Raw genomic sequence first — 18,817 nt, forward strand, 5'->3', positions numbered from 1 at the left:
CTGGGGTGGGGGCGTTCGAATCCTGGGAGCAACGCTTGATCATCGTTACCGGCGGCACGCACGGCATCGGCCGCGCCTGTGTGGAGCGGCTGGCCGGCGACGGCCACGCCGTCCTTTTCACCGGGCGGGATGAGGTGGCCGGCGCCGATCTTGCCGGCCGCTGTCCGGGCGCCGTCTTTCAACGCGGCGACGTCGCGTCCCCCGACGACTGCGCCCGCGCGGTCGGCCGGGCGATGGAACTCGGCAGCGGCCGCATCGCGGGGCTGGTCAACAATGCCGGAATGTCACGCCGCGTCGCCTTCGCCGAGGCGCAGGTGGAGGATTGGGATCAGGTGATGGCGGTGAACGCCCGCAGCGCCTTCCTCTTCACCCGGCTTGCCCTGCCGGGCCTGCGGGCGGCGCGCGGGGCGGTGGTGAACGTCGCGTCCGTCGCCGGAAAGACCGGGGAGGAGGGGCTGGCGATCTACTGCGCGTCCAAGGCGGCCGTGATCGGCATGACGCAGGCGCTGGCGTTGGAGTTCGGCGCCGAGGTCCGCTTCAATGCCGTCTGTCCGGGCCAGATCGACACCCGCATGATGCAGGGCATCAAGACGCAGGAGATCAAGCGCCGCCGCCTGGAGCAGCGCATCCCGGCCGGCCGCTTCGGCGCCCCGGAGGAAGTCGCCGATGCGGTCGCCTGGCTGCTGTCGGAGCGGTCGAGCTACGTCAACGGCACCGTCCTGACCATCGACGGCGGCGAGACCGCCGGCATGCGCACTCCGCGCGGTCTGGACGAGGCGTGACGGGAAGAGGGGGCCGGCGAGGCCGTCGTGGGAGGGAACGGCCACCGCCGCCGTCCGGTCATGCCTTCTTGTCGGCCAGCGGACAGCCGCCGGCTTCGAGCGGACGGAAGGCATCGGCAGCGGGAATGGTCTTGATGTGCTTGTAGTAGTCCCACTCCGCCTTCGATTCCGCCGGCGACTTGACCTGGAAGAAGTGCATGTCGTGCACCGCCCGGCCATCCACCCGCACGGTTCCCTTGCCGAACAGCTTGTCGTCGATGGGGATCTCGCGCATGGCGGCGGCCACCTTGGCGGCGTCGGTGGTCCCGGCGGCCTTCACCGCCTTCAGGTAATGCAGGGCGCCGCTGTAGACGCCGGCCTGATTGCCGGTGGGGCGCCGGCCCTTCATTTTCGCCGCGAAGCGGTCGGCGAAGGCGCGGGTGTCGGCATTGAGGTCCCAGTAGAAGGCCTCCGTCAGGTAGAGCCCCTGGGCCGACTGGAGCCCGACCGCGTTCACGTCGGTCAACTGCATCAGCAGGGCGGCCAGCTTCTGCCCGCTGGCGGTGATGCCGAACTCCGTCGCCTGCTTCACTGAATTGATGGTGTCGCCCACCGCGTTGGCGAGGCCGATGATCTGCGCCTTGCTGGCCTGGGCCTGCAGCAGGTAGGACGAGAAGTCGGGCGCGTTCGGCGGGTGGCGGACGCTGCCGGCCACCTGCCCGCCGGTGGCGGCCACCACGCTGCCGGCATCCTTCTCCAGCGCGTGGCCGAAGGCGTAGTCGGCGGTCAGGAAGTACCAGCTCCGGCCGCCCTCGCCGACGACGGCGCGGGCGGTGCCGTTGGCGAGCGCCCAGGTGTCGTAGGTCCACTGCACGGTGTTGGGCGAGCATTTCGGCCCGGTCAGCTCGGTCGTGCCGGGTCCGGATGCGATGAACATCGCCTTGGAGTTGCGCGTCACCTCGTTGACCGCCAGCGCCACCGACGAGAAGGGCACGTCGAGGATGGCGTTCACCTGCTCGCGGTCCAGCCATTGCCGGGCGATCGAGGACCCGAGGTCGGGCTTGTTCTGGTGGTCGCCGGTGATGACCTCGATGGTCACGCCCGGCATCTCCCCGGCGAAGTCCTCCGCGGCGAGCTGGGCCGCCACCACCGATCCCATGCCGGTCGAATCCGACGCGAAGCCGCTCATGTCCGTCAGCACGCCGAGCTTCACCCGGCCGCCCGGCTCGTCGGCCAGGACCCCGGTCGCCGTCAGGGCGACGAGGGCGGCCGCGCCGATCCCGCCACCGATCCTGCCGCCGATCCTGCCGCCGATCCTGCCGTTGACCCCTCTGCCGATCCCTCCGCCGGTCACCGCACGCGTCATCGTCCGATCCTCCCCGTTGATTTCATTCTTGAGCCGGCTGCAGGCGTTCAGCCGCGCAGATCCCGCAGGAGCCCCTGCGCGACGTCCATCCTGACGGTGCCGCGCTCCACCAGCAGGTGGGCGACGCGCTCGATCTCCCCGCCGACGGCGCCCGCCATCATGGCGATGTTCTGGGCGTGCAGCGCCATGTGGCCCTTCTGGATGCCGGTGGTCGCCAGCGCCTTCAGGGCCGAGAAGTTCTGCGCCAGCCCGACCGCCGCGATGATGCGGGCGAGCCGCGCGGCCGAGGTGACCCCCAGGATCTTCAGGCAGGCCTGGGCGGTCGGGTGCAGCCGGGTGGCGCCGCCGATCAGCCCCACCGCCATCGGCAGCTCGATGGAGCCGCCGAGGCTGCCGTCGGCCGCGATCTCGAACCGCGTCAGGCTGCCATAGGAGCCGCCGCGGGCGGCATAGGCATGGGCTCCGGCCTCGACGGCGCGGGTGTCGTTGCCGGTGGCCAGCACCACGGCGCTGATGCCGTTCATGATGCCCTTGTTGTGCGTCGCCGCCCGGTAGGGGTCGGCCGCCGCGAAGTGGCAGGCGCTGATGATGCCGTCGCGCACCTGCGCGCCCGTCATGCCCTCCACCGCGAGGCGGTCGAGGCTCCAGACGGCATGCGCGCGGGCAAGCCGGCGGTCCGCGAGGTTGGAGAGGATGCGCAGGTAGACCCTGCCGCCGGTCCAGCCGGCGATGTGCGGCGCCAGCGCCTCCGCCATGCTGTTGACGGCGTTGGCGCCCATGGCGTCGCGGGTATCGACGATCAGGTGGGTGATCAGCATCGGGCCCCCTGCCGTGTCGAGCACCCGCACCTCCAGGTCGCGGAAGCCGCCGCCGAGGCCGAGCAGGACCGGGTCGCAGCCGTCGCAGACCGCCTTGACCTCCTCCCGCCGGTCGAGGATGCGCAGCCGCGCCGCATGGGGATCGGCCACCCCGACCGTCTGGATCTGCGCGATCATCAACGTGCCGGAAAGCCCGGTGGTGAAGCCGCCGGTCTCGTAGCACTGGCGCCCGGCGTTGCAGACCGCTGCGACCACCGAGGACTCCTCGGTCGCCATGGGGATCAGGACGTCCTCGCCATCGATCCGCATGTTGGTGGCGATGCCCAGCGGGACGTTCATCGTCCCGACGACGTTCTCGATCAGCCGGTCGGCGAGCGCGGCATCCAGGTTGCCGGTGTTCGCCAGATGCTCGACCAGCGCCGGCTCCAGCCCGGCGAAGGCGGCGACCTGCTCCAGCCGCTCGCGCTGGCTCATCCTGTGGAAACCGGAAATGCGGGATCTGCGGGCGTTCTGCGGCACGAGTTCGGTTCTCCCTGTCCGGCCCCCGGTGTCCGGGTCATTTGTTTGCCAATCACATGGTCCGTGATACGAAGGGACGGTTCAAGGGACGGTCGGCCGCTTTGTTCGGCGGACTGTCCCAGGGAAATCGCTGGGACGATTGCCGGAATCCGCCATGACGCGCGTCACCGACCTGACCGACCGCATCACCGACCTGATCGAGCGCGGCCTGCTGAAGGCGGGGGAGCGGCTGCATTCCGTGCGCAGCGGGGCGAAGGAGCACGGCGTCTCCAAGAACACGATGGCGGAGGCTTACGACCGGCTGGTGGCGCTCGGCTACCTGGAGGCCCGGCAGGGCTCCGGCTACTATGTCGCCCGGGCCGTCCGCAGCCGGGTGGAGCATGGGGCGCCGCATGTCGCCGAGGCGCTCGACCACCTCTCCCTTCTGCGCGAACAGTTGGAGCGCCAGTATGCCGTGCGCGTCGGCGACGGCCGCCCGCCGCCGGACTGGATGGAGAAGCTGGAAGTCGGCGTCCGCTGCCGGCTCGCCCGGCCGGCCGGCGGAACCGAGCTCGATCACGGCTACGGCAGCCCGTGGGGCTATGCGCCGCTGCGCGAGCGCATCGTGGTGACGCTGGCCGAGCGCGCCGTCGCCGCCCGGCCCGACCAGATCCTGCTGACCCAGGGGCGAACCACGCGCTGGACCTGATCGCGCGGCAGATGCTGCAGCCGGGCGACACCGCGCTGGTCGACACGCCCGGCTACTACCCGCTGTTCGGCAAGCTGAAGCTGGCGAAGGTCGCCATCGCCGGGGTGCGGCGGCGGGCCGACGGACCGGACCTGGAGGAGTTCGCCGCCAAGGCGGCGGCGCTGCGGCCGAAGCTCTTCTTCACCCAGCCGCTCGCCCACAACCCGACCGGCGGCTCGCTGTCCATCGCGGTCGCCCACCGGCTGCTGCAGATCGCCGCCCGGCATGGCGTCACCATCGTGGAGGACGATCCCTTCGCCGACGTGCTGCCGGCCTCCTCCCCCCGGCTGGCCGCGCTCGACCAGCTTGAGCGGGTGATCTATGTCGGCACCTTCTCCAAGACGCTCTCGGCCAGCCTGCGGGTCGGATACATCGCCGCCGCGCCGGCGCTGGCGAAGAGCCTGTGCGACCTGAAGATGCTGACGGTGGTGAGCACCTCGGACTATGTGGAGCGGCTGGTCTACACGCTGATCGCCGGCGGGCAGTATCTGCGCCACCTGCGCCGGCTGCGGAGCCGGATCGAGGCGGCGCGGGAAGCGGCGCTGGCGGCCCTGGACCGGGCCGGGGTCGCGGTTCCCGTCACGCCGGCCGGCGGCTACTATGTCTGGGGGGAACTGCCGGCCGGCATCGACGAGGCGGCGCTGGTCCGCACCGCCGCCGACCGCGGCCTGTTCCTGGCGCCGGGCTCCGTCTTCGCCCCGGAACGGAGCAGCGGCCCGCCGGCCCTGCGCATCAACATCGCCTATGCGACCGATCCGCGGTTCCTGGAGTTCATCGCCGGCTACACGGGCCGGTGATCCGGGGCCGCCTCCCCGCCGGGATCCGCAGCGTCTTCCGAGCGCATCGCACGATTGACAGACGGGCGGCCGGCCTCTATCAAAACACGCATTGTCAGCGGTTCTCCCGGGCGCAAGCCGGGAGATTAAAAGGGAACGACGGAAGCGACAGGCGTCCCAGCCTGATGCAAGCCGTGGCTGTCCCCGCAACTGTGAGCGGCGAGTCGGCGCCAACGAGCCACTGACCGGAGATCCATGGATCCCGGCCGGGAAGGCGGTGCCGGATGACGACCCGCGAGCCAGGAGACCTGCCTCTGACAGCGTCACTCTGCCTTCGATCGGGGTGTGTCGAAGGTGCGGAAACCCGTCGTGGTGACGCGTCCATTGGCGTTGCCGCGACCAGGTTTCGGGACGGTTCATCCCCCTGAGGCATGTCGCAGGCGAATGGTTCTCAAGGCGCGGGGCCCCGCGTCGTGGCGTCCATTCGGCAACGCCCGTTCAACGCAACGGTCCCGGTCTTCCGGGGCCGGCATGGATGTGCGGCCCGGACGGGCGGCTGTTCGGCCGCACCGCTTGCCCGAACGCGCCTCCATGCCTGCAGCAGGACGTGGCAGGACATGCAGACAAGCTGTTCAAAAAGGCGTTTTCTCGTTCGACTCACCTTGGCGGTTCTCGGGGGCACGGCTGGAATGGCCCCTCCATCGGCCGCCTCCGCATCGGCCGCCTCCGCATCGGCCGATGAGCTTCGGCTCGTGCCGCTGGAGGTGACGGCCCCGGCCGAAGTGACGGTGCCCCAGGAGCAGGCGACCACGAGTTCCAGCGTGATCGGCGCCGAGGAGATCGAGCGGCAGCAGATCCGCCGGCTCGACGATGCGCTGAGGCTGGTTCCCGGCGTCAGCCTGTCGGGCCGGCAGGCGCCGGGCGGCGCGCAGACCGTGCGGTTGCGCGGGCTGGGGCCGCGCAACACCCGCTTCTTCATCGACGGCGTCGAGATGAGCGACACCAGCCAGTCGCAGTCGCAATATCCGGCCGGCGAGATGGACACGGCCGACATCGAGCGCATCGAGGTCCTGCGCGGTCCGCAGCCCGGCCGCTTCGGACCGGATGCCGGCGGCGGCGTGGTCAACATCACCACCCGGCGGCCGACCGGTCCGCTGAGCGGGCGGGTCGGGGCCGAATACGGCAGCTACGACACCAAGCGGGGCAACGCCTCGCTGTCGGGGGCGCAGGACCGGGTCGACTACCGGCTATCCCTGTCCGGAACCCATTCCGGCGGCTACTCGGACTTCAGCCGCCACCGCGGCGGACAGGAGAAGGACCCGTTCCGGCAGTGGGCCGCCGCCGGCCGGCTCGGCATCCAGGCGACAGAGACGCTGCGCCTCGACGCGACGGCGCGCTACCAGCGCAAAACCCTGACCTACGATCCGGCCACCCGCGACAACGACTGGTCGCGCGACGAGACCGAACGGTTCCTGCGCCTGGGCGGCTCGCTCGACAGCCTGGGCGGCAGGCTGGTCCACGGCTTCGGGGTCGCCAACACCACCAACACCCGGCAATACTGGGGCGAGGGCACCAGGGGCGACACCTACGACGGCCACAAGACGCGCCTCGATTACGTTGCCAATGCCAAGCTGTCCGACCGGCTGTCGCTGGGCTACGGCGCCGACGCCACCCGGGAGAGCATGGAGCAGCACACGCCGGGCTTCGCGCCGCGCGCGCCGGACATTCGGGCGCACAACTGGCGCAGCGGCGCCTTCGCCACCGTCGGCGTGACGCCGGTGGCGCCGCTCGACCTGTCGGCGACGATCCGCGGCGACCGCCACACCGATTACGGGGGCAAGGGAACCTGGCGGCTCGGCGCCGCCTACCGGATCGGGGAAACCGGGACGACCCTGCGTTCCAGCTACGGCACGGCGTGGCAGCCGCCTTCGCTCTACGAGCGGTTCGATCCCTGTTACGGCAGGAACGATCTGCGGCCGGAGCGCAGCCGCGGCTGGGATGCCGGCGTCGAGCAATCGCTGCTGGGCGGGCGGCTGACCACCGGCGCGACCTATTTCCAGGCCAGCACCCGCGACCAGATCAACTGGCTGTCCGGCCCGGCGACCAGCCCGGCCTGTTCGGGCGGCGGCTATGTCAACGTGGACCGCACGAAGGCGCAGGGCATGGAACTGGAACTGGCCGCCCGCCCGAGCGCGACGACCGATCTCCGCGTCGCCTATTCCTGGCAGAGCGTGGTCAACGCCAACACCGGCCAGCGTCTGCGCAACCTGCCGCTTCACCAGGGCAGCGCGTCGGTCGGCTGGCGCTTCCTGCCCGAGGCCTACGCCAACCTCGGCCTGCGCTATCGCGACATGGTCGAGAATTACGGCACCGGCAGCGCCTTCCTCACCGCCGACCTCCGGCTGTCCTACGACCTGACCGACGCGGTGACGCTGCAGGGCCGCGTCGAGAACCTGTTCAACCGCCGCTACGAGGAAGTCTACGGCCACGCCACGCCGGGCCGCTCGGCCTACGCCGGCCTGTCCGCGCGCTTCTGACGCCGCCATCTCCGGGAGAATCCCATGAATACCGCATCCTCCATCGCCTCGCACGTCGTCGAGGAACCCGGCATGGGCCGGGTCGAGATCTTTCCGCTGTCGACAGATCAGGACCTGCTGTTCGCCCTGCTGAAGGATGCCTTCGAGGTGTGGTGGCGGGACATCGTGTTCGGCACGCTCATCCAGGGGGCCGTCTTCGAGATCCACGCGCCCAACGCCCCGCGCAAGGTGTCGCTGTTCGACGGCTACCTGACCGTCGATTTCGGGGCGTGGCATTTCCACGTCTGCATCGGTCCCCATCGGGGGACGCCGCGCAATCCGGTCGATCCTGCGCTTGCCCGCATCCGCCGGACGGCGCGGGCCGAGATGTACCGCGTCCTCGGGGCCGACGGCGCGCCGCGAAGCTGGGGCCTGCGGCTGTTCAACGGCAGTGGAGAGCAGCAGATGACGCTGTTCTTTCCCAACCCCTTCCTCGGCGAGAACGACCGCATCCTGAAGGAGCCGGACTGGAACCGCCTGTCGATGTGGGACGCGTTCCGTCAGCGTTATCTCGGGCTGGACGCCGATCCGCTCGACCGCAGCGGGAGCAGGTTCCGGTGCGGCGGCTGAGGCTGCGTCTCGGGGCTGCGGTCCTGGCCCTGCCGGCGGTCCTGCAGCCCGTCGGGGCCGCCTGGGCCGCCGGTCCGCGGGCGGCATCGGCCACGGTGTGCGGCGACCAGTATCTGCTGGCCCTTGCCGATCCGGAGCAGATCGCCGCCCTGTCGCCGCAGGCAACCGACCCCTGGCTGTCGCTGATGGCCGGCGAGGCGGCCCGCCACCGGCAGGTCCGGCCGAGCGCCGAGGCCTACCTGTCGCTCGGCGTCGACGTGGTGCTGGCGAACGGCTGGAGCGACCACAAGACCCTGGAGCTGCTGGAGCGGTTCGGCGTGCGCATCGTGCGCATCCCGCTGGCCGAGCGGTTCGAGGACATCGCAAGGGTGACGGCCGAGGTCGCCGAGGCGCTGGGCCATTCCGACCGCGGCGCGGCACTGAACGACGCGGTCGGCCGGCGGCTGGCCGCGCTGCGCGGCGAGGATGCCGGCGCCGGCCGCCCGGCGCTCTACCTGCGTCCGGGTGGCGGCACCGCCGCCGCCGGGACCTTCGTGGACGAGGTGATGACGGCGGTCGGTCTGACCAACCAGGCGACCGCCGAGGGGCGGTCGGGCTGGACCGGCTATGACCTGGAGCGTTTCGTCCTCAACCCGCCCCGGCTTCTGGTGACCAGCTTCTTCGAGAGCCCCGACCGGTCGCTGCGCCGGGCCTTCGGGGATCATCCGGCCTTCGTCCGCCGGATGCGGGCCACCCCGACCGTGGCGGTGCCCGGCAAGAGCTGGGTGTGCAGCGGCTGGTTCCTCGTCGAGGCTGCCGAAACCCTGGCCCGCGGCCTGCGGCAGCTTCCGCCGCAGGTCTCATCGAACGGAAATCCCTGATCCATGCGCACGTTGCCCCTCCTCTCCGGTCTGGCCGCCGCCCTGCTGGCCGTATCCGTTGCCGGCCTCGCCACCGGCTACGCCCCGCTTCCCCCTGCCGAGGTGATCGCCGGCGTCTTCGGTGCCGGGGACCCGCCGACGGTCGCCGTCGTCCGCGAGATCCGCCTGCCGCGGCTGCTGCTCGGGATCGAGGTCGGCGCGGCGCTGGGCATCGCCGGCGCGGCGCTCCAGGGATTGCTGCGCAACCCGCTGGCCGAGCCGGGGCTGATCGGCGTCTCGGCGAGCGCCGGCCTCGGCGCTGTCGTCGCCTTCTATTTCGGCTTCGCGGCGCTGTCGCCCTATGCGCTCCCCGGCATGGCGATGACCGGCGCCGTCCTTGCGACCGGGCTCCTGCTGGCGGTCGCCGCCCGCGACGGCGGCAGCCTGACTCTCATCCTGGCGGGGATCGCGCTCTCCAGCCTCGCCATCGCGCTCACTTCGCTGGCCATGAACCTCGCCCCCAATCCCTATGCCGTCACGGAGATGCTGCTGTGGCTGATGGGATCGCTGAAGGACCGCACGCCGGGCGATGCGCTGACCGCCTTTCCCTTCATCCTGGCCGGCGGCGGCCTGCTGCTCGCCACCGGCCGCGGGCTCGATGCCCTTGCCCTGGGCGAGGATGCAGCCCGCAGCCTGGGGATCGACCTGACAAGGCTGCGGCTGGCCGTCGTGGGCGGCAGCGCCGCGGCGGTCGGGGCGTCGGTGGCGGTGTCCGGCTCGATCGGCTTCGTCGGGCTGGTGGTGCCGCATCTGCTGCGTCCCCTGGTCGGGCACGAGCCCGGCCGCCTGCTGCTGCCGAGCGCGCTCGGCGGGGCGGTGCTGGTGACGCTGGCCGACCTGGTGTCCCGCCTGATCCCCACCGCGCAGGAGGTCATGCTCGGCGTCCTCACCTCGCTGGTCGGCGCGCCCTTCTTCCTGTTCCTCATCCTGCGCGCCCGGCGGGAGGCGTGGTGACGATGCTGTCGGCCCGCGGAATCACCCTGCGCCTGGGGGAACGCCCCATCCTGACCGATGCCGGCTTCACGGCCCGGCGCGGCGCCGTCACCGGACTGATCGGGCCGAACGGCGCCGGCAAGTCCACCCTGCTCCGGGCGGTCGCCGGCCTGCTGCCCCATGACGGCGACGTCCGCTTCGCGGGGCAGCCGCTGCCGGCGGATGTGCGCGCGCGGGCGAAGCTGCTCGGCTATCTGCCGCAAGGCCACCTCGTCCATTGGCCGCTGACGGTCCGCCGCACGGTGGCGCTGGGGCGGCTGCCGCATCTCGGTCCGCTCGGACGGCTGGGACGGGCGGATGAAGACGTGATCGAGCGGGTCATGGCGGCGACCGGCGTCGCCGCGCTGGCGGCGCGCGCGGTGCCGACCTTGTCGGGTGGCGAGCGGGCGCGCGTGATGCTGGCGAGGGTCCTGGCGACGGACGCTCCGGTGCTGCTCGCCGACGAACCGACGGCGGCGCTCGATCCCGGCCACCAGCTCCGCATCATGGCGCTGCTGCGTGCCGAGGCGGCGGGGCGGAACCGCGCCGTCGTCGTCGTGCTCCACGATCTGTCGCTTGCCGCAAGGTACTGCGACGAGCTCGTCCTGATGATGCCGGACCGGCGCGTGGTCGCGGGAGATGCCGCGTCGGTTCTGACCTCCCCCCTGCTGCAGGAGGCCTACGGCGTCCCCTTCGCGGTGACGCGGGCGGCCGGCATCCCGGTGGTGCTTCCCCGTCCGGGACACGACCGGTCCGCTTGAGCGCCGGGGATCGGCCCCCCGATATTGGCGGCCCGATACCGGGGCTTGATGATTCTCAACGACATCGACCCCTGTATCGCGATTTCCTAATGGAAAGTCCGTTCTCGGAGATCGTCATGAAGTTCGCCATCGCCAGCCAGAATTTCCGGACCGTCACGGCGCATGCGGGCAAGACCCGCCGCTTCCTGCTGTTCGAAGGAACGCCGGGGTCCGAGCCGGTCGAGACGGGGCGGCTGGATCTGCCCCGGGAACTGGCCTTTCACGATTTCGCCGGCGGCCCTCACCCGTTGGACGAGGTGGACGTGGTGATCGCCGGCAGTGCCGGGCCGGGCTTCATCGCCCGGATGCGCGAGCGGGGGGTCCATGCCGTGGCCACCGGCGAGACCGATCCGCGCACCGCGGTTGCCGCCTATCTGGGCGGCGCGCTGCGTCCGGCCGCGGCGCACGAGGAGTGCGGCCATCATGGCTGATGTGCGGGTCGCCGGATCGCCCGAGCCAGCGGCGGCTGCAGCCCGGCCCGTGTCGGACCACGGCGCGGAGCCGTTTTCCCGCCTCGGCGAGTTTCCGGTCTCCTTCTTCTCCGCCGTGATGGGGTTGAGCGGCCTGACCGCCGCCACCCAGCGCATGGAAGCCGCCCACGGCCTGCCGGCGGGAGCCGGGACGGCGTTGTTCGCCCTGACCGCCGCGGTCTTCCTGCTGCTGTCCGCGACCTATCTCTGCAAGGTGATCCGTCATCCGGAGGCCGTCCGGGCGGAGTGGAGCCATCCGGTCCGGATCTGCTTCTTCCCCACCATCTCGATCAGCGCCATCCTGCTGGCCACCGCGGCGCAGGGGGTGGACGCCGGCCTGTCCTTCGGGCTTTGGGCGGCCGGGGCGGCGGCGCATCTCGTCCTGACCGTTCTGGTGATCACGGCCTGGATCAACCATGCCCGTTACGAGATCGCGCACTTGAACCCGGCCTGGTTCATCCCGGTGGTGGGCAATGTGCTGGTTCCCATCGCCGGCGTGCATCATGCCCCGCCGGACCTGTCCTGGTTCTTCTTCGCCGTCGGCCTGCTGTTCTGGATCGTGCTGCTCACCATCGTGATGTACCGGCTGATCTTCCACAGCCCCCTGCCGGGGCGGATGGTGCCCACCCTGTTCATCCTGCTGGCGCCGCCGTCCGCCGGCTTCATCTCCTACGTCGCGCTGACCGGCGGGATCGATCCGTTCGGCAGGCTGCTCTATTTCTGGGCGGTGTTCTTCTTCCTGCTGTTGCTGCCGCAACTGGGGCGATTCTCCAGGCTGCCCTTCACCCTGTCCTGGTGGGCCTATTCCTTCCCGCTTGCCGCCTTCACGATCGCGACCAGCCAGATGGCCGGTCTTGCCGGCTCCCGGGTCTATGCGGCCGCCGGAACCGGGCTGTACGGGCTGCTGGTCCTGGTGGTCGGCGGGCTGGCGATCCGGACGCTGGCCGGCGTACGACGCGGAGAGTTCTGCCGGCCGGAGCAGTGACCTGCCGCGGGATGCGGCGCCCCGTCGGCTTCCCTGCCGGCGGGGCGCTTTTCGTTTGCAGCCAATAATTTTTCGGGAAATTGAGAATTCTTCAAGAAGCCCAGGCCGGCCTTCGCCAGAATTCGCTTCGCCTACGTACGGCCCCCCTTGAGCCGGGGACCGCGCCTTACCGGCCTGGAGTTCAGCATGATCGACGACACCTTCGTAGAGCTGTCGCGCTGGCAGTTCGCCGCGACGGCCATGTACCATTTCCTGTTCGTGCCCCTGACGCTGGGCCTGTCATGGATGCTGTTCATGATGGAGGCCGTCTACGTCATCACCGGAAACATCGTCTACAAGGACATGACGAAGTTCTGGGGCAAGCTGTTCGGCATCAATTTCGCCCTGGGCGTCACCACCGGCCTGACGATGGAATTCCAGTTCGGAACCAACTGGGCCTATTACTCCCATTATGTCGGCGATGTTTTCGGCGCGCCGCTGGCGATCGAAGGGCTGATGGCGTTCTTCCTCGAAAGCACCTTCATCGGCCTGTTCTTCCTGGGCTGGGACAAGCTTTCGAAGCGACAGCACCTTGCGGTGACCTTCTTCACGGCGCTGGGATCGAACCTGTCGGCGTTGTGGATCCTCGTCGCCAATGGCTGGATGCAGAACCCGGTGGGGGCGGAGTTCTCGGCCGAGACCATGCGCATGGAGATGACGAGCTTCGCCGAACTGCTGTTCAACCCGGTGGCGCAGGTGAAGTTCGTGCATACGGTGGCCGCCGGCTACGTCACCGCCGCCATGTTCGTGATGGGCATCAGCGCCTGGTACCTGCTGAAAGGGCGCGACATGGCCTTCGCCAAGCGGTCCCTGTCGGTCGCGACGGGCTTCGGGGTCGCGGCGGTGCTGTCGGTCATCGTTCTCGGCGATGAAAGCGGGTACGAGCTGGGGGACGTCCAGAAGACCAAGCTGGCGGCCATCGAGGCGGAATACCACACCGAGCCGGCCCCGGCCGCCTTCACCCTGTTCGGCCTGCCCAACGACGAGACGATGGAGACCGATCATGCGGTGAAGCTCCCCTGGCTGCTGGGACTGATCGCCACGCGCTCGACCGACCGGCAGGTGACCGGGCTGAACGACCTCACCCGCCAGCACGAGGCGCGCATCCGCAGCGGCATGGTCGCCTACGCCAACCTGGAGACGCTGCGGGCCGGCGATCGGTCGGAGGAGGTCGCGAAGACCTTCGCCGCGCACAAGGCCGACCTCGGTTACGGCTTGCTGCTGAAGCGCTACACCGCCGCGGTGGTCGATGCGACGGACGAGCAGGTGGCCCGGGCCGCGCGCGACACCATCCCGCCGGTGGCGCCGCTGTTCTTCAGCTTCCGGGTGATGGTGGCGCTGGGCTTCACCATGCTGGCGCTGATCTTCGCCGCCTTCTGGTTCAACATGCGCCGGACCATCGTGGAGCAGCGCTGGCTGCTGCGGGCACTGGTGGCGGCCATCCCGCTGCCCTGGATCGCCTGCGAGGTCGGCTGGTTCGTCGCCGAGTTCGGGCGGCAGCCCTGGGCGATCGGCGAGGTGCTTCCGACCTTCCTCGCCACTTCGACCCTGACCAAGGGAGACCTGATCTTCAGCCTGGCCGGCTTCCTCACCTTCTACACCGGGCTGCTGGCGATCGAGCTGTTCCTGATGGTCCGTTTCGCGCGCAAGGGGCCGGCCTCGCTCGGCACCGGGCGCTATTTCGGGGAGCGCGGTCCGGGGCGCCCGAGCGCCGGCGCCATCGGAACCGCCATGCCCACCCCGGCCGAGTGAGGAGACTCCGTCATGATCCTCGATTACGAGACGCTGAAGCTCGTCTGGTGGGTGCTGGTCGGTGCGCTGCTCATCGGCTTCGCCGTCACCGACGGCATGGACATGGGGGTCGGCATCCTGCTGCCCTTCGTCGGCCGCAACGACGGCGAGCGCCGTGTCGTCATCAACACGGTGGGACCGCATTGGGACGGCAACCAGGTCTGGCTGATCACCGCCGGCGGGGCGATCTTCGCGGCCTGGCCCGCGGTCTATGCCGCCGCCTTCTCCGGCTTCTACATGGCGATGCTGCTGGTGCTGTTCGCCCTGTTCTTCCGGCCGGTCGGCTTCGACTACCGTTCCAAGATCGCCGACCGGCGCTGGCGCAACGCCTGGGACTGGGGCCTGTTCACCGGCGGGCTGGTCCCCGCCCTGGTCTTCGGCGTCGCCTTCGGCAACCTGTTGCAGGGCGTGCCCTTCCACCTCGACTCCCTGCTGCGCGCCCATTACGAGGGGGCGCTGCTGACGGCGCTGCTGCCTCTGCTCAACCCGTTCGCGCTGCTCGCCGGGCTGATCAGCGTCGCCATGCTGACCATGCATGGCGCGATCTGGCTGCAGATGCGCACGGAGGACCCGGTTGCCGGCCGGGCGCGGCGGGCGGTCCGGGTGATGGGCCTGCTGGTGGTCGCGGGCTTCGCGCTGGCCGGGCTGTGGGTGGCCTTCGGCGTCGACGGCTACCGCATCGTGAGCCAGCCGGCGCTGGACGCCCTGCCGAACCCGCTCGCCAAGCAGGTGGTCAGGGCGCCGGGGGCCTGGCTCGACGTCTACGGGCGGCTGCCGGTGGCGATTCTGGCCCCGGCCGCCGGGTTCGCCGGGGCGCTGCTGGCCATGCTGCTGAGCCACGCCGGCCGGCCGGGGCTTGCCTTCGTCGCCAGCGCGCTGTCGATGACCGGCATCATCGGCACCGCCGGGCTGTCGATGTTCCCCTTCATCATGCCGTCGAGCACCCATCCGGGCTCAAGCCTGACCGTTTGGGATGCCCCGTCGAGCCACCTGACGCTGACCGTGATGTTCTGGGCCGTGCTGGTGTTCCTGCCGCTGGTGCTGGCCTACACCGTCTGGTGCTATGCCCGGATGTGGGGCAAGGTCACGGTCGACGCGATCGAGGCCGACAGCTCCACCGCCTACTGACTTCCGGGAGAGGAGACGATCATGTGGTATTTCACCTGGGTCCTCGGCCTGACGGCCGCCCTGTCGCTCGGCATCATCAACGTGCTGTGGCTGGAGGCGGAGGACGCCGTGCAGGGACGCACGGCAGGCCGGACATAGCCGGCGGCCGGCGGCGATGGCGCGCGGCACCCCCCGTCCCCTGTCCGACCTGCTGCCCGGCCAGCGGCGGCGGCTGACGCTGGCCGTCGCCGCCCACGGGCTGGCGGGCGTCCTGCTGATCCTGCAGGCCTGGCTGATCGCCGGCATCCTGAACGACGTGGTGTTCGGGACGCAGCCGGTTCCCCTCTCCCGCCTGCTGGCGGTCCTGCCCGTGCTGCTGGCGCGGGCGGGGCTGCTGTGGCTGGCGACGGTGGCCGCCGCCGACGCCGCCATCGCGATCAAGGGGCAGGTGCGGCAGATGCTGCGCTCGGCCGTCGCCCGCGGCCCGGGCGGGGCGGACGCCGGAAGCTTCGCCAGCCTGATGGTGGAGGGGGTGGAGGCGCTCGACCCCTTCGTGTCCCGTTACCTGCCGGCGATGGCCCAGGCGGTCTTCCTGCCCCTGGCGATCCTCGCCGCCGTCCTGCCGCTCGACTGGCTGTCGGCGCTGATCCTTGCGCTGACGGCGCCGATGATCCCCGTCTTCATGATCCTGATCGGCCGCGGGGCGGAGCGGCTGAACCTGGAGCAATGGGCGACGCTGGCACGCCTGTCGGCCTATCTTCTGGACGCGGTGCAGGCGCTGCCGACGCTGCGCCTGTTCGGCGCCGTGCCGCGCGAGGCGGCACAGGTGGCGGGTTCGGCGGAGCTGTACCGCCAGCGCACCATGCGGGTCCTGCGCGTCGCCTTCCTGTCGGCGCTGGTGCTCGAATTCCTGGCGACGGTCAGCATCGCGATGGTCGCCCTGTTCATCGGCTTCGCACTGCTGTGGGGCGAGATGCCCTACCAGCGCGGCCTGTTCATTCTGCTGCTCGCTCCGGAATTCTACCTGCCCCTGCGCTCTCTCGGCGCCCATTACCATGCGCGGATGGAGGCGCTGGGTGCCGCGGCCCAGATGGCCCCGCTGCTGGACGCCCCGGCCGCAGCTCTCCGGCCGGCCGCTCCCGCGGTGGCCGCCGGGGCGCCGCGGGTGGAGGTGCGGGACCTGCGCTTCGGCCATCTGGCGGACCGGCCGCCTGTGCTGGACGGCCTGTCCTTCGTCCTGGAGCCCGGCAGCCTGACGGCGCTGGTCGGGGCGAGCGGTGCGGGCAAGAGCACGGTCATGGGCCTGCTGCGCGGCCATCACCGGCCGTGGAGCGGAGAGGTGCGGATCGGCGGGCTCGCGCCCGATGCACTGCCGACTCCGCCCGCCTGGATCCCGCAGCAGCCCCATCTGTTCGCCGGCACGGTCGCCGACAACATCCGGCTCGGCGTGCCCGACGCCGGGGAGGAGGAGGTGCGTGCCGCCGCCCGCCGCGCCCATGCCGACGGCTTCATCGAGCGGCTGCCCGAGGGCTACCGGACGATGCTCGGCGAGCGGGGGGCCGGGCTGTCGGGCGGCGAGATCCGGCGCGTCGCGCTGGCCCGCGCCTTCCTGATGGGGAGCCCGCTGGTCCTGCTCGACGAGCCGTCCGCCAGCCTCGATCATGAGAGCGAGGAGGCGCTGGTCGCCGCCCTCGACGAGCTGCGGCGCGACCGCACCGTGCTGGTGGTCGCCCACCGGCTGACCACGGTACGCGCCGCCGACCGCATCCTGGTGCTGTCGGGAGGGCGGATCCCGCAGGAGGGGAGCTTCGCCGTCCTCAGCGGAACGGATGGCCCGTTCGCCCGGCTGGCGGGGCCGCGCTCGCCCCTGCTCGGCGCGCTGACGGCGGCGGGGCGGGCATGAGAACGCTGATCTTCCTGGCCGGGCTGCTGAAGGGCAACCGGCGCCGGGCAGCGGCCGGGCTGGCGCTGGCCGTGGTCTCCATGCTCGCCAACATCGCGCTGATGGCGGTGTCCGGCTGGTTCCTCACCGGCATGGCGCTCGCCGGCGCCGCGGGCGCCGCCTACAACGTCTTCCTGCCCTCCTCGCTGATCCGCGGCTGCGCCATCCTGCGCACCGGCGGGCGCTATCTGGAGCGGCTGGCGACGCATGAGGCCACCTTCCGGCTGATCGGGGCGCTGCGGGCGCGCGTCTTCCTGGCGCTGGCGCCGCGGCTGCCCTTCGGCCTGCCCGGCCTGCACAGCGGCGACCTCGCCGCGCGGCTGGGCGGCGATCTCGACAGCCTGCAGCGGGCCTATCTGCAGGTGCTGGTCCCGTCGGCCGCCGCCCTGCTGGTGGGGGCGGCGGTGGTCGCCTATGGCTGGAGCCTCGCCCCCGCCATCGCCGCGGTGATCGCCGGGGGGCTGCTGCTCGGCGGGGTCGGGCTGCCGGCCCTGCTGGCGCTGGCGGGACGCCGGCCGGGCCGCGAGGCGGTGGCGGCGGCGAGCGCCCTGCGCGTGTGGGCGGTCGACATGGCGGAGGGGCGGGAGGAACTGGCGGCCTTCGCCGCCACCGACCGCCACGGCGCCCGGATGGACGGGCTGCAGTCCCGGCTGGAGGCGGCGCAACGGCGGGCGACGCGGCAGGATGCCCTTGGCGTGGCGGGCGCGCAGGCGCTCGGCTCGCTCCTGCTGTGGGCAGTGCTGCTGGTCGGCGCTCCGCAGGTCGTCGTCGGCGCGCTGGCCGCCCCGGATCTGGCGCTGCTGGCCTTCCTGGGGCTGGCGAGCGTCGAGGCGGTGGGACCGCTGGCCAGCGCCTTCCAGGCCTGGGGCGCACTGGCTGCGGCGAGCGAGCGCGTCCGGCCGCTGCTCGACGGTGACGCGTCCGGCCCGGCCGCGGCGGAGGTGCCGGCCGCCGTGGATCGGCGCGCCGCGCCGCATGTCCGGCTGGAGGCGGTGCGGCTGCGCTACCCGGGGGCGGCGGCCCTGGCGCTCGACGGGCTGACGCTGGATCTGCCGCCCGGCAGCCGCGTCGCGCTCGTCGGGCCGAGCGGGTCGGGCAAGAGCACGGTGGTCGCCCTGCTTGCCGGCTTCCTGCGACCGGAGAGCGGCGCGCTGGAGCTGGACGGCCGGCCGGTCCGGGACGGCGCCGCCGCTGCGTGGCTGGCGGTGGCGCCGCAGACGCCGCATCTGCTGGCGGGGTCGGTGAGGCGCAATCTGGCGGTGGCTGCCCCCGACGCGGACGAGGCTGCGATGGTGGAGGCCTGCGGCAAGGCCGGGCTCGGCGGGTGGCTCGCCGGGCTGCCGGACGGGTTGGAGACGATGATCGGGGCCGGCGGCCGGCCGATGTCGGGCGGCGAGGCCCGCCGGCTGGCAGTGGCGCGGGCCCTGCTGGGCGATGGCCCGCTGCTGGTGCTCGACGAGCCGGGGGAAGGGCTGGATCCGGCGACGGAGCAGGCGATGCTCGGCCGTCTGCTGACGGAGGAGACCGGCCGCACGATCCTGCTGATCACCCACCGGCCGACCGGGCTGGAACTGATGGACCATGTGGCGGTGCTGGACCGCGGGCGCGTGCTGGAGCAGGGCGACCCCCGCACGCTCGCGGGACGCGACGGTCCCTTCCGCCGCTTCCTGGAGCGCAGCTTCGTCTAAGCAGGTTTTCC

The 18,817-nt window shown here is 71.4% G+C and carries 17 protein-coding genes and 1 riboswitch; of the genes, 15 read left to right on the top strand and 2 right to left on the bottom strand.

The features are described 5' to 3' along the window. Positions 1-35 precede the first annotated feature (35 nt). Positions 36-782: an SDR family NAD(P)-dependent oxidoreductase gene (locus DEW08_RS01035; protein ID WP_109323740.1), complete on the top strand. Its 747-nt coding sequence runs from the start codon at positions 36-38 to the stop codon at positions 780-782. Between the two features lie 58 nt (positions 783-840). Here DEW08_RS01035 and DEW08_RS01040 read toward each other — a convergent pair whose 3' ends face one another. After that, the gene (locus DEW08_RS01040) at positions 841-2,127 is read right to left on the bottom strand and encodes an ABC transporter substrate-binding protein (RefSeq protein ID WP_109323741.1); all 1,287 of its coding nucleotides are present in this window, start codon (positions 2,125-2,127) and stop codon (positions 841-843) included. A gap of 47 nt (positions 2,128-2,174) precedes the next feature. Further along, entirely contained in the window at positions 2,175-3,419 is a 1,245-nt protein-coding gene (locus tag DEW08_RS01045) for a hydroxymethylglutaryl-CoA reductase, degradative (protein ID WP_211107082.1), read from the bottom strand. A 199-nt stretch (positions 3,420-3,618) separates the two neighbouring features. Here DEW08_RS01045 and DEW08_RS31850 point away from each other — a divergent pair, with 199 nt between their 5' ends. From DEW08_RS31850 to cydC, 14 genes are all read left to right on the top strand, one after another. Beyond that, positions 3,619-4,152 (top strand): GntR family transcriptional regulator, encoded by a 534-nt coding sequence (locus DEW08_RS31850; RefSeq protein WP_245986051.1) that lies wholly within the window; start codon positions 3,619-3,621, stop codon positions 4,150-4,152. An 11-nt stretch (positions 4,153-4,163) separates the two neighbouring features. Next, positions 4,164-4,988, top strand: coding sequence for an aminotransferase-like domain-containing protein (locus tag DEW08_RS31855; protein WP_245986052.1), 825 nt, complete (start codon positions 4,164-4,166; stop codon positions 4,986-4,988). An 81-nt stretch (positions 4,989-5,069) separates the two neighbouring features. Beyond that, a riboswitch (cobalamin riboswitch) is annotated at positions 5,070-5,297 on the top strand. Between the two features lie 359 nt (positions 5,298-5,656). Then, positions 5,657-7,504 carry a TonB-dependent receptor plug domain-containing protein gene (locus DEW08_RS01055; RefSeq protein ID WP_245986054.1) on the top strand — a complete coding sequence of 616 codons (1,848 nt, stop codon included), beginning with the start codon at positions 5,657-5,659 and terminating at the stop codon, positions 7,502-7,504. A gap of 24 nt (positions 7,505-7,528) precedes the next feature. After that, positions 7,529-8,113 carry a DUF7676 family protein gene (locus DEW08_RS01060; RefSeq protein ID WP_109323743.1) on the top strand — a complete coding sequence of 195 codons (585 nt, stop codon included), beginning with the start codon at positions 7,529-7,531 and terminating at the stop codon, positions 8,111-8,113. Then, complete coding sequence (locus DEW08_RS01065; protein WP_109323744.1) at positions 8,101-8,973, top strand: ABC transporter substrate-binding protein; 873 nt, start codon at positions 8,101-8,103, stop codon at positions 8,971-8,973. Before DEW08_RS01060 ends, DEW08_RS01065 begins: the two co-directional genes overlap by 13 nt. 3 nt (positions 8,974-8,976) lie before the next feature. After that, positions 8,977-9,966 carry a FecCD family ABC transporter permease gene (locus tag DEW08_RS01070; RefSeq protein ID WP_109323745.1) on the top strand — a complete coding sequence of 330 codons (990 nt, stop codon included), beginning with the start codon at positions 8,977-8,979 and terminating at the stop codon, positions 9,964-9,966. A 2-nt stretch (positions 9,967-9,968) separates the two neighbouring features. Then, positions 9,969-10,745, top strand: coding sequence for an ABC transporter ATP-binding protein (locus tag DEW08_RS01075; RefSeq protein WP_245986123.1), 777 nt, complete (start codon positions 9,969-9,971; stop codon positions 10,743-10,745). 116 nt (positions 10,746-10,861) lie between these two features. Next, the gene (locus DEW08_RS01080) at positions 10,862-11,215 is read left to right on the top strand and encodes a NifB/NifX family molybdenum-iron cluster-binding protein (protein ID WP_109325221.1); all 354 of its coding nucleotides are present in this window, start codon (positions 10,862-10,864) and stop codon (positions 11,213-11,215) included. Continuing rightward, on the top strand, positions 11,208-12,239 hold the full coding sequence (locus tag DEW08_RS01085; protein ID WP_109323747.1) for an SLAC1 anion channel family protein: 1,032 nt from the start codon (positions 11,208-11,210) through the stop codon (positions 12,237-12,239). Before DEW08_RS01080 ends, DEW08_RS01085 begins: the two co-directional genes overlap by 8 nt. Before the next feature lie 186 nt (positions 12,240-12,425). Further along, complete coding sequence (locus DEW08_RS01090) at positions 12,426-14,030, top strand: cytochrome ubiquinol oxidase subunit I (RefSeq protein WP_109323748.1); 1,605 nt, start codon at positions 12,426-12,428, stop codon at positions 14,028-14,030. A gap of 12 nt (positions 14,031-14,042) precedes the next feature. After that, the gene (gene cydB / locus DEW08_RS01095) at positions 14,043-15,197 is read left to right on the top strand and encodes a cytochrome d ubiquinol oxidase subunit II (RefSeq protein WP_109323749.1); all 1,155 of its coding nucleotides are present in this window, start codon (positions 14,043-14,045) and stop codon (positions 15,195-15,197) included. Between the two features lie 21 nt (positions 15,198-15,218). Further along, positions 15,219-15,335: a cytochrome bd-I oxidase subunit CydX gene (gene cydX / locus DEW08_RS01100; protein ID WP_109323751.1), complete on the top strand. Its 117-nt coding sequence runs from the start codon at positions 15,219-15,221 to the stop codon at positions 15,333-15,335. Positions 15,336-15,351: 16 nt separating this feature from the next. After that, entirely contained in the window at positions 15,352-17,079 is a 1,728-nt protein-coding gene (gene cydD, locus DEW08_RS01105) for a thiol reductant ABC exporter subunit CydD (protein ID WP_109323752.1), read from the top strand. Then, complete coding sequence (gene cydC / locus DEW08_RS01110) at positions 17,076-18,806, top strand: thiol reductant ABC exporter subunit CydC (protein WP_109323753.1); 1,731 nt, start codon at positions 17,076-17,078, stop codon at positions 18,804-18,806. The genes cydD and cydC overlap by 4 nt, the downstream gene beginning before the upstream one ends. The last annotated feature ends 11 nt before the right edge of the window (positions 18,807-18,817 follow it).

The sequence above is a fragment of the Azospirillum thermophilum genome (genome assembly GCF_003130795.1).
Classification (GTDB): Bacteria; Pseudomonadota; Alphaproteobacteria; order Azospirillales; family Azospirillaceae; genus Azospirillum; species Azospirillum thermophilum.

Coding starts and splice junctions, on each gene's coding strand:
- DEW08_RS01040 (WP_109323741.1), bottom strand. CDS start 2,127: ATGACGCGTGCGGTGACCGGCGGAGGGATCGGCAGAGGGGTCAACGGC.
- DEW08_RS01045 (WP_211107082.1), bottom strand. CDS start 3,419: ATGAGCCAGCGCGAGCGGCTGGAGCAGGTCGCCGCCTTCGCCGGGCTG.
- DEW08_RS31850 (WP_245986051.1), top strand. CDS start 3,619: ATGACGCGCGTCACCGACCTGACCGACCGCATCACCGACCTGATCGAG.
- DEW08_RS31855 (WP_245986052.1), top strand. CDS start 4,164: ATGCTGCAGCCGGGCGACACCGCGCTGGTCGACACGCCCGGCTACTAC.
- DEW08_RS01055 (WP_245986054.1), top strand. CDS start 5,657: ATGGCCCCTCCATCGGCCGCCTCCGCATCGGCCGCCTCCGCATCGGCC.
- DEW08_RS01060 (WP_109323743.1), top strand. CDS start 7,529: ATGAATACCGCATCCTCCATCGCCTCGCACGTCGTCGAGGAACCCGGC.
- DEW08_RS01070 (WP_109323745.1), top strand. CDS start 8,977: ATGCGCACGTTGCCCCTCCTCTCCGGTCTGGCCGCCGCCCTGCTGGCC.
- DEW08_RS01075 (WP_245986123.1), top strand. CDS start 9,969: ATGCTGTCGGCCCGCGGAATCACCCTGCGCCTGGGGGAACGCCCCATC.
- DEW08_RS01080 (WP_109325221.1), top strand. CDS start 10,862: ATGAAGTTCGCCATCGCCAGCCAGAATTTCCGGACCGTCACGGCGCAT.
- DEW08_RS01085 (WP_109323747.1), top strand. CDS start 11,208: ATGGCTGATGTGCGGGTCGCCGGATCGCCCGAGCCAGCGGCGGCTGCA.
- DEW08_RS01090 (WP_109323748.1), top strand. CDS start 12,426: ATGATCGACGACACCTTCGTAGAGCTGTCGCGCTGGCAGTTCGCCGCG.
- cydB (WP_109323749.1), top strand. CDS start 14,043: ATGATCCTCGATTACGAGACGCTGAAGCTCGTCTGGTGGGTGCTGGTC.
- cydX (WP_109323751.1), top strand. CDS start 15,219: ATGTGGTATTTCACCTGGGTCCTCGGCCTGACGGCCGCCCTGTCGCTC.
- cydD (WP_109323752.1), top strand. CDS start 15,352: ATGGCGCGCGGCACCCCCCGTCCCCTGTCCGACCTGCTGCCCGGCCAG.
- cydC (WP_109323753.1), top strand. CDS start 17,076: ATGAGAACGCTGATCTTCCTGGCCGGGCTGCTGAAGGGCAACCGGCGC.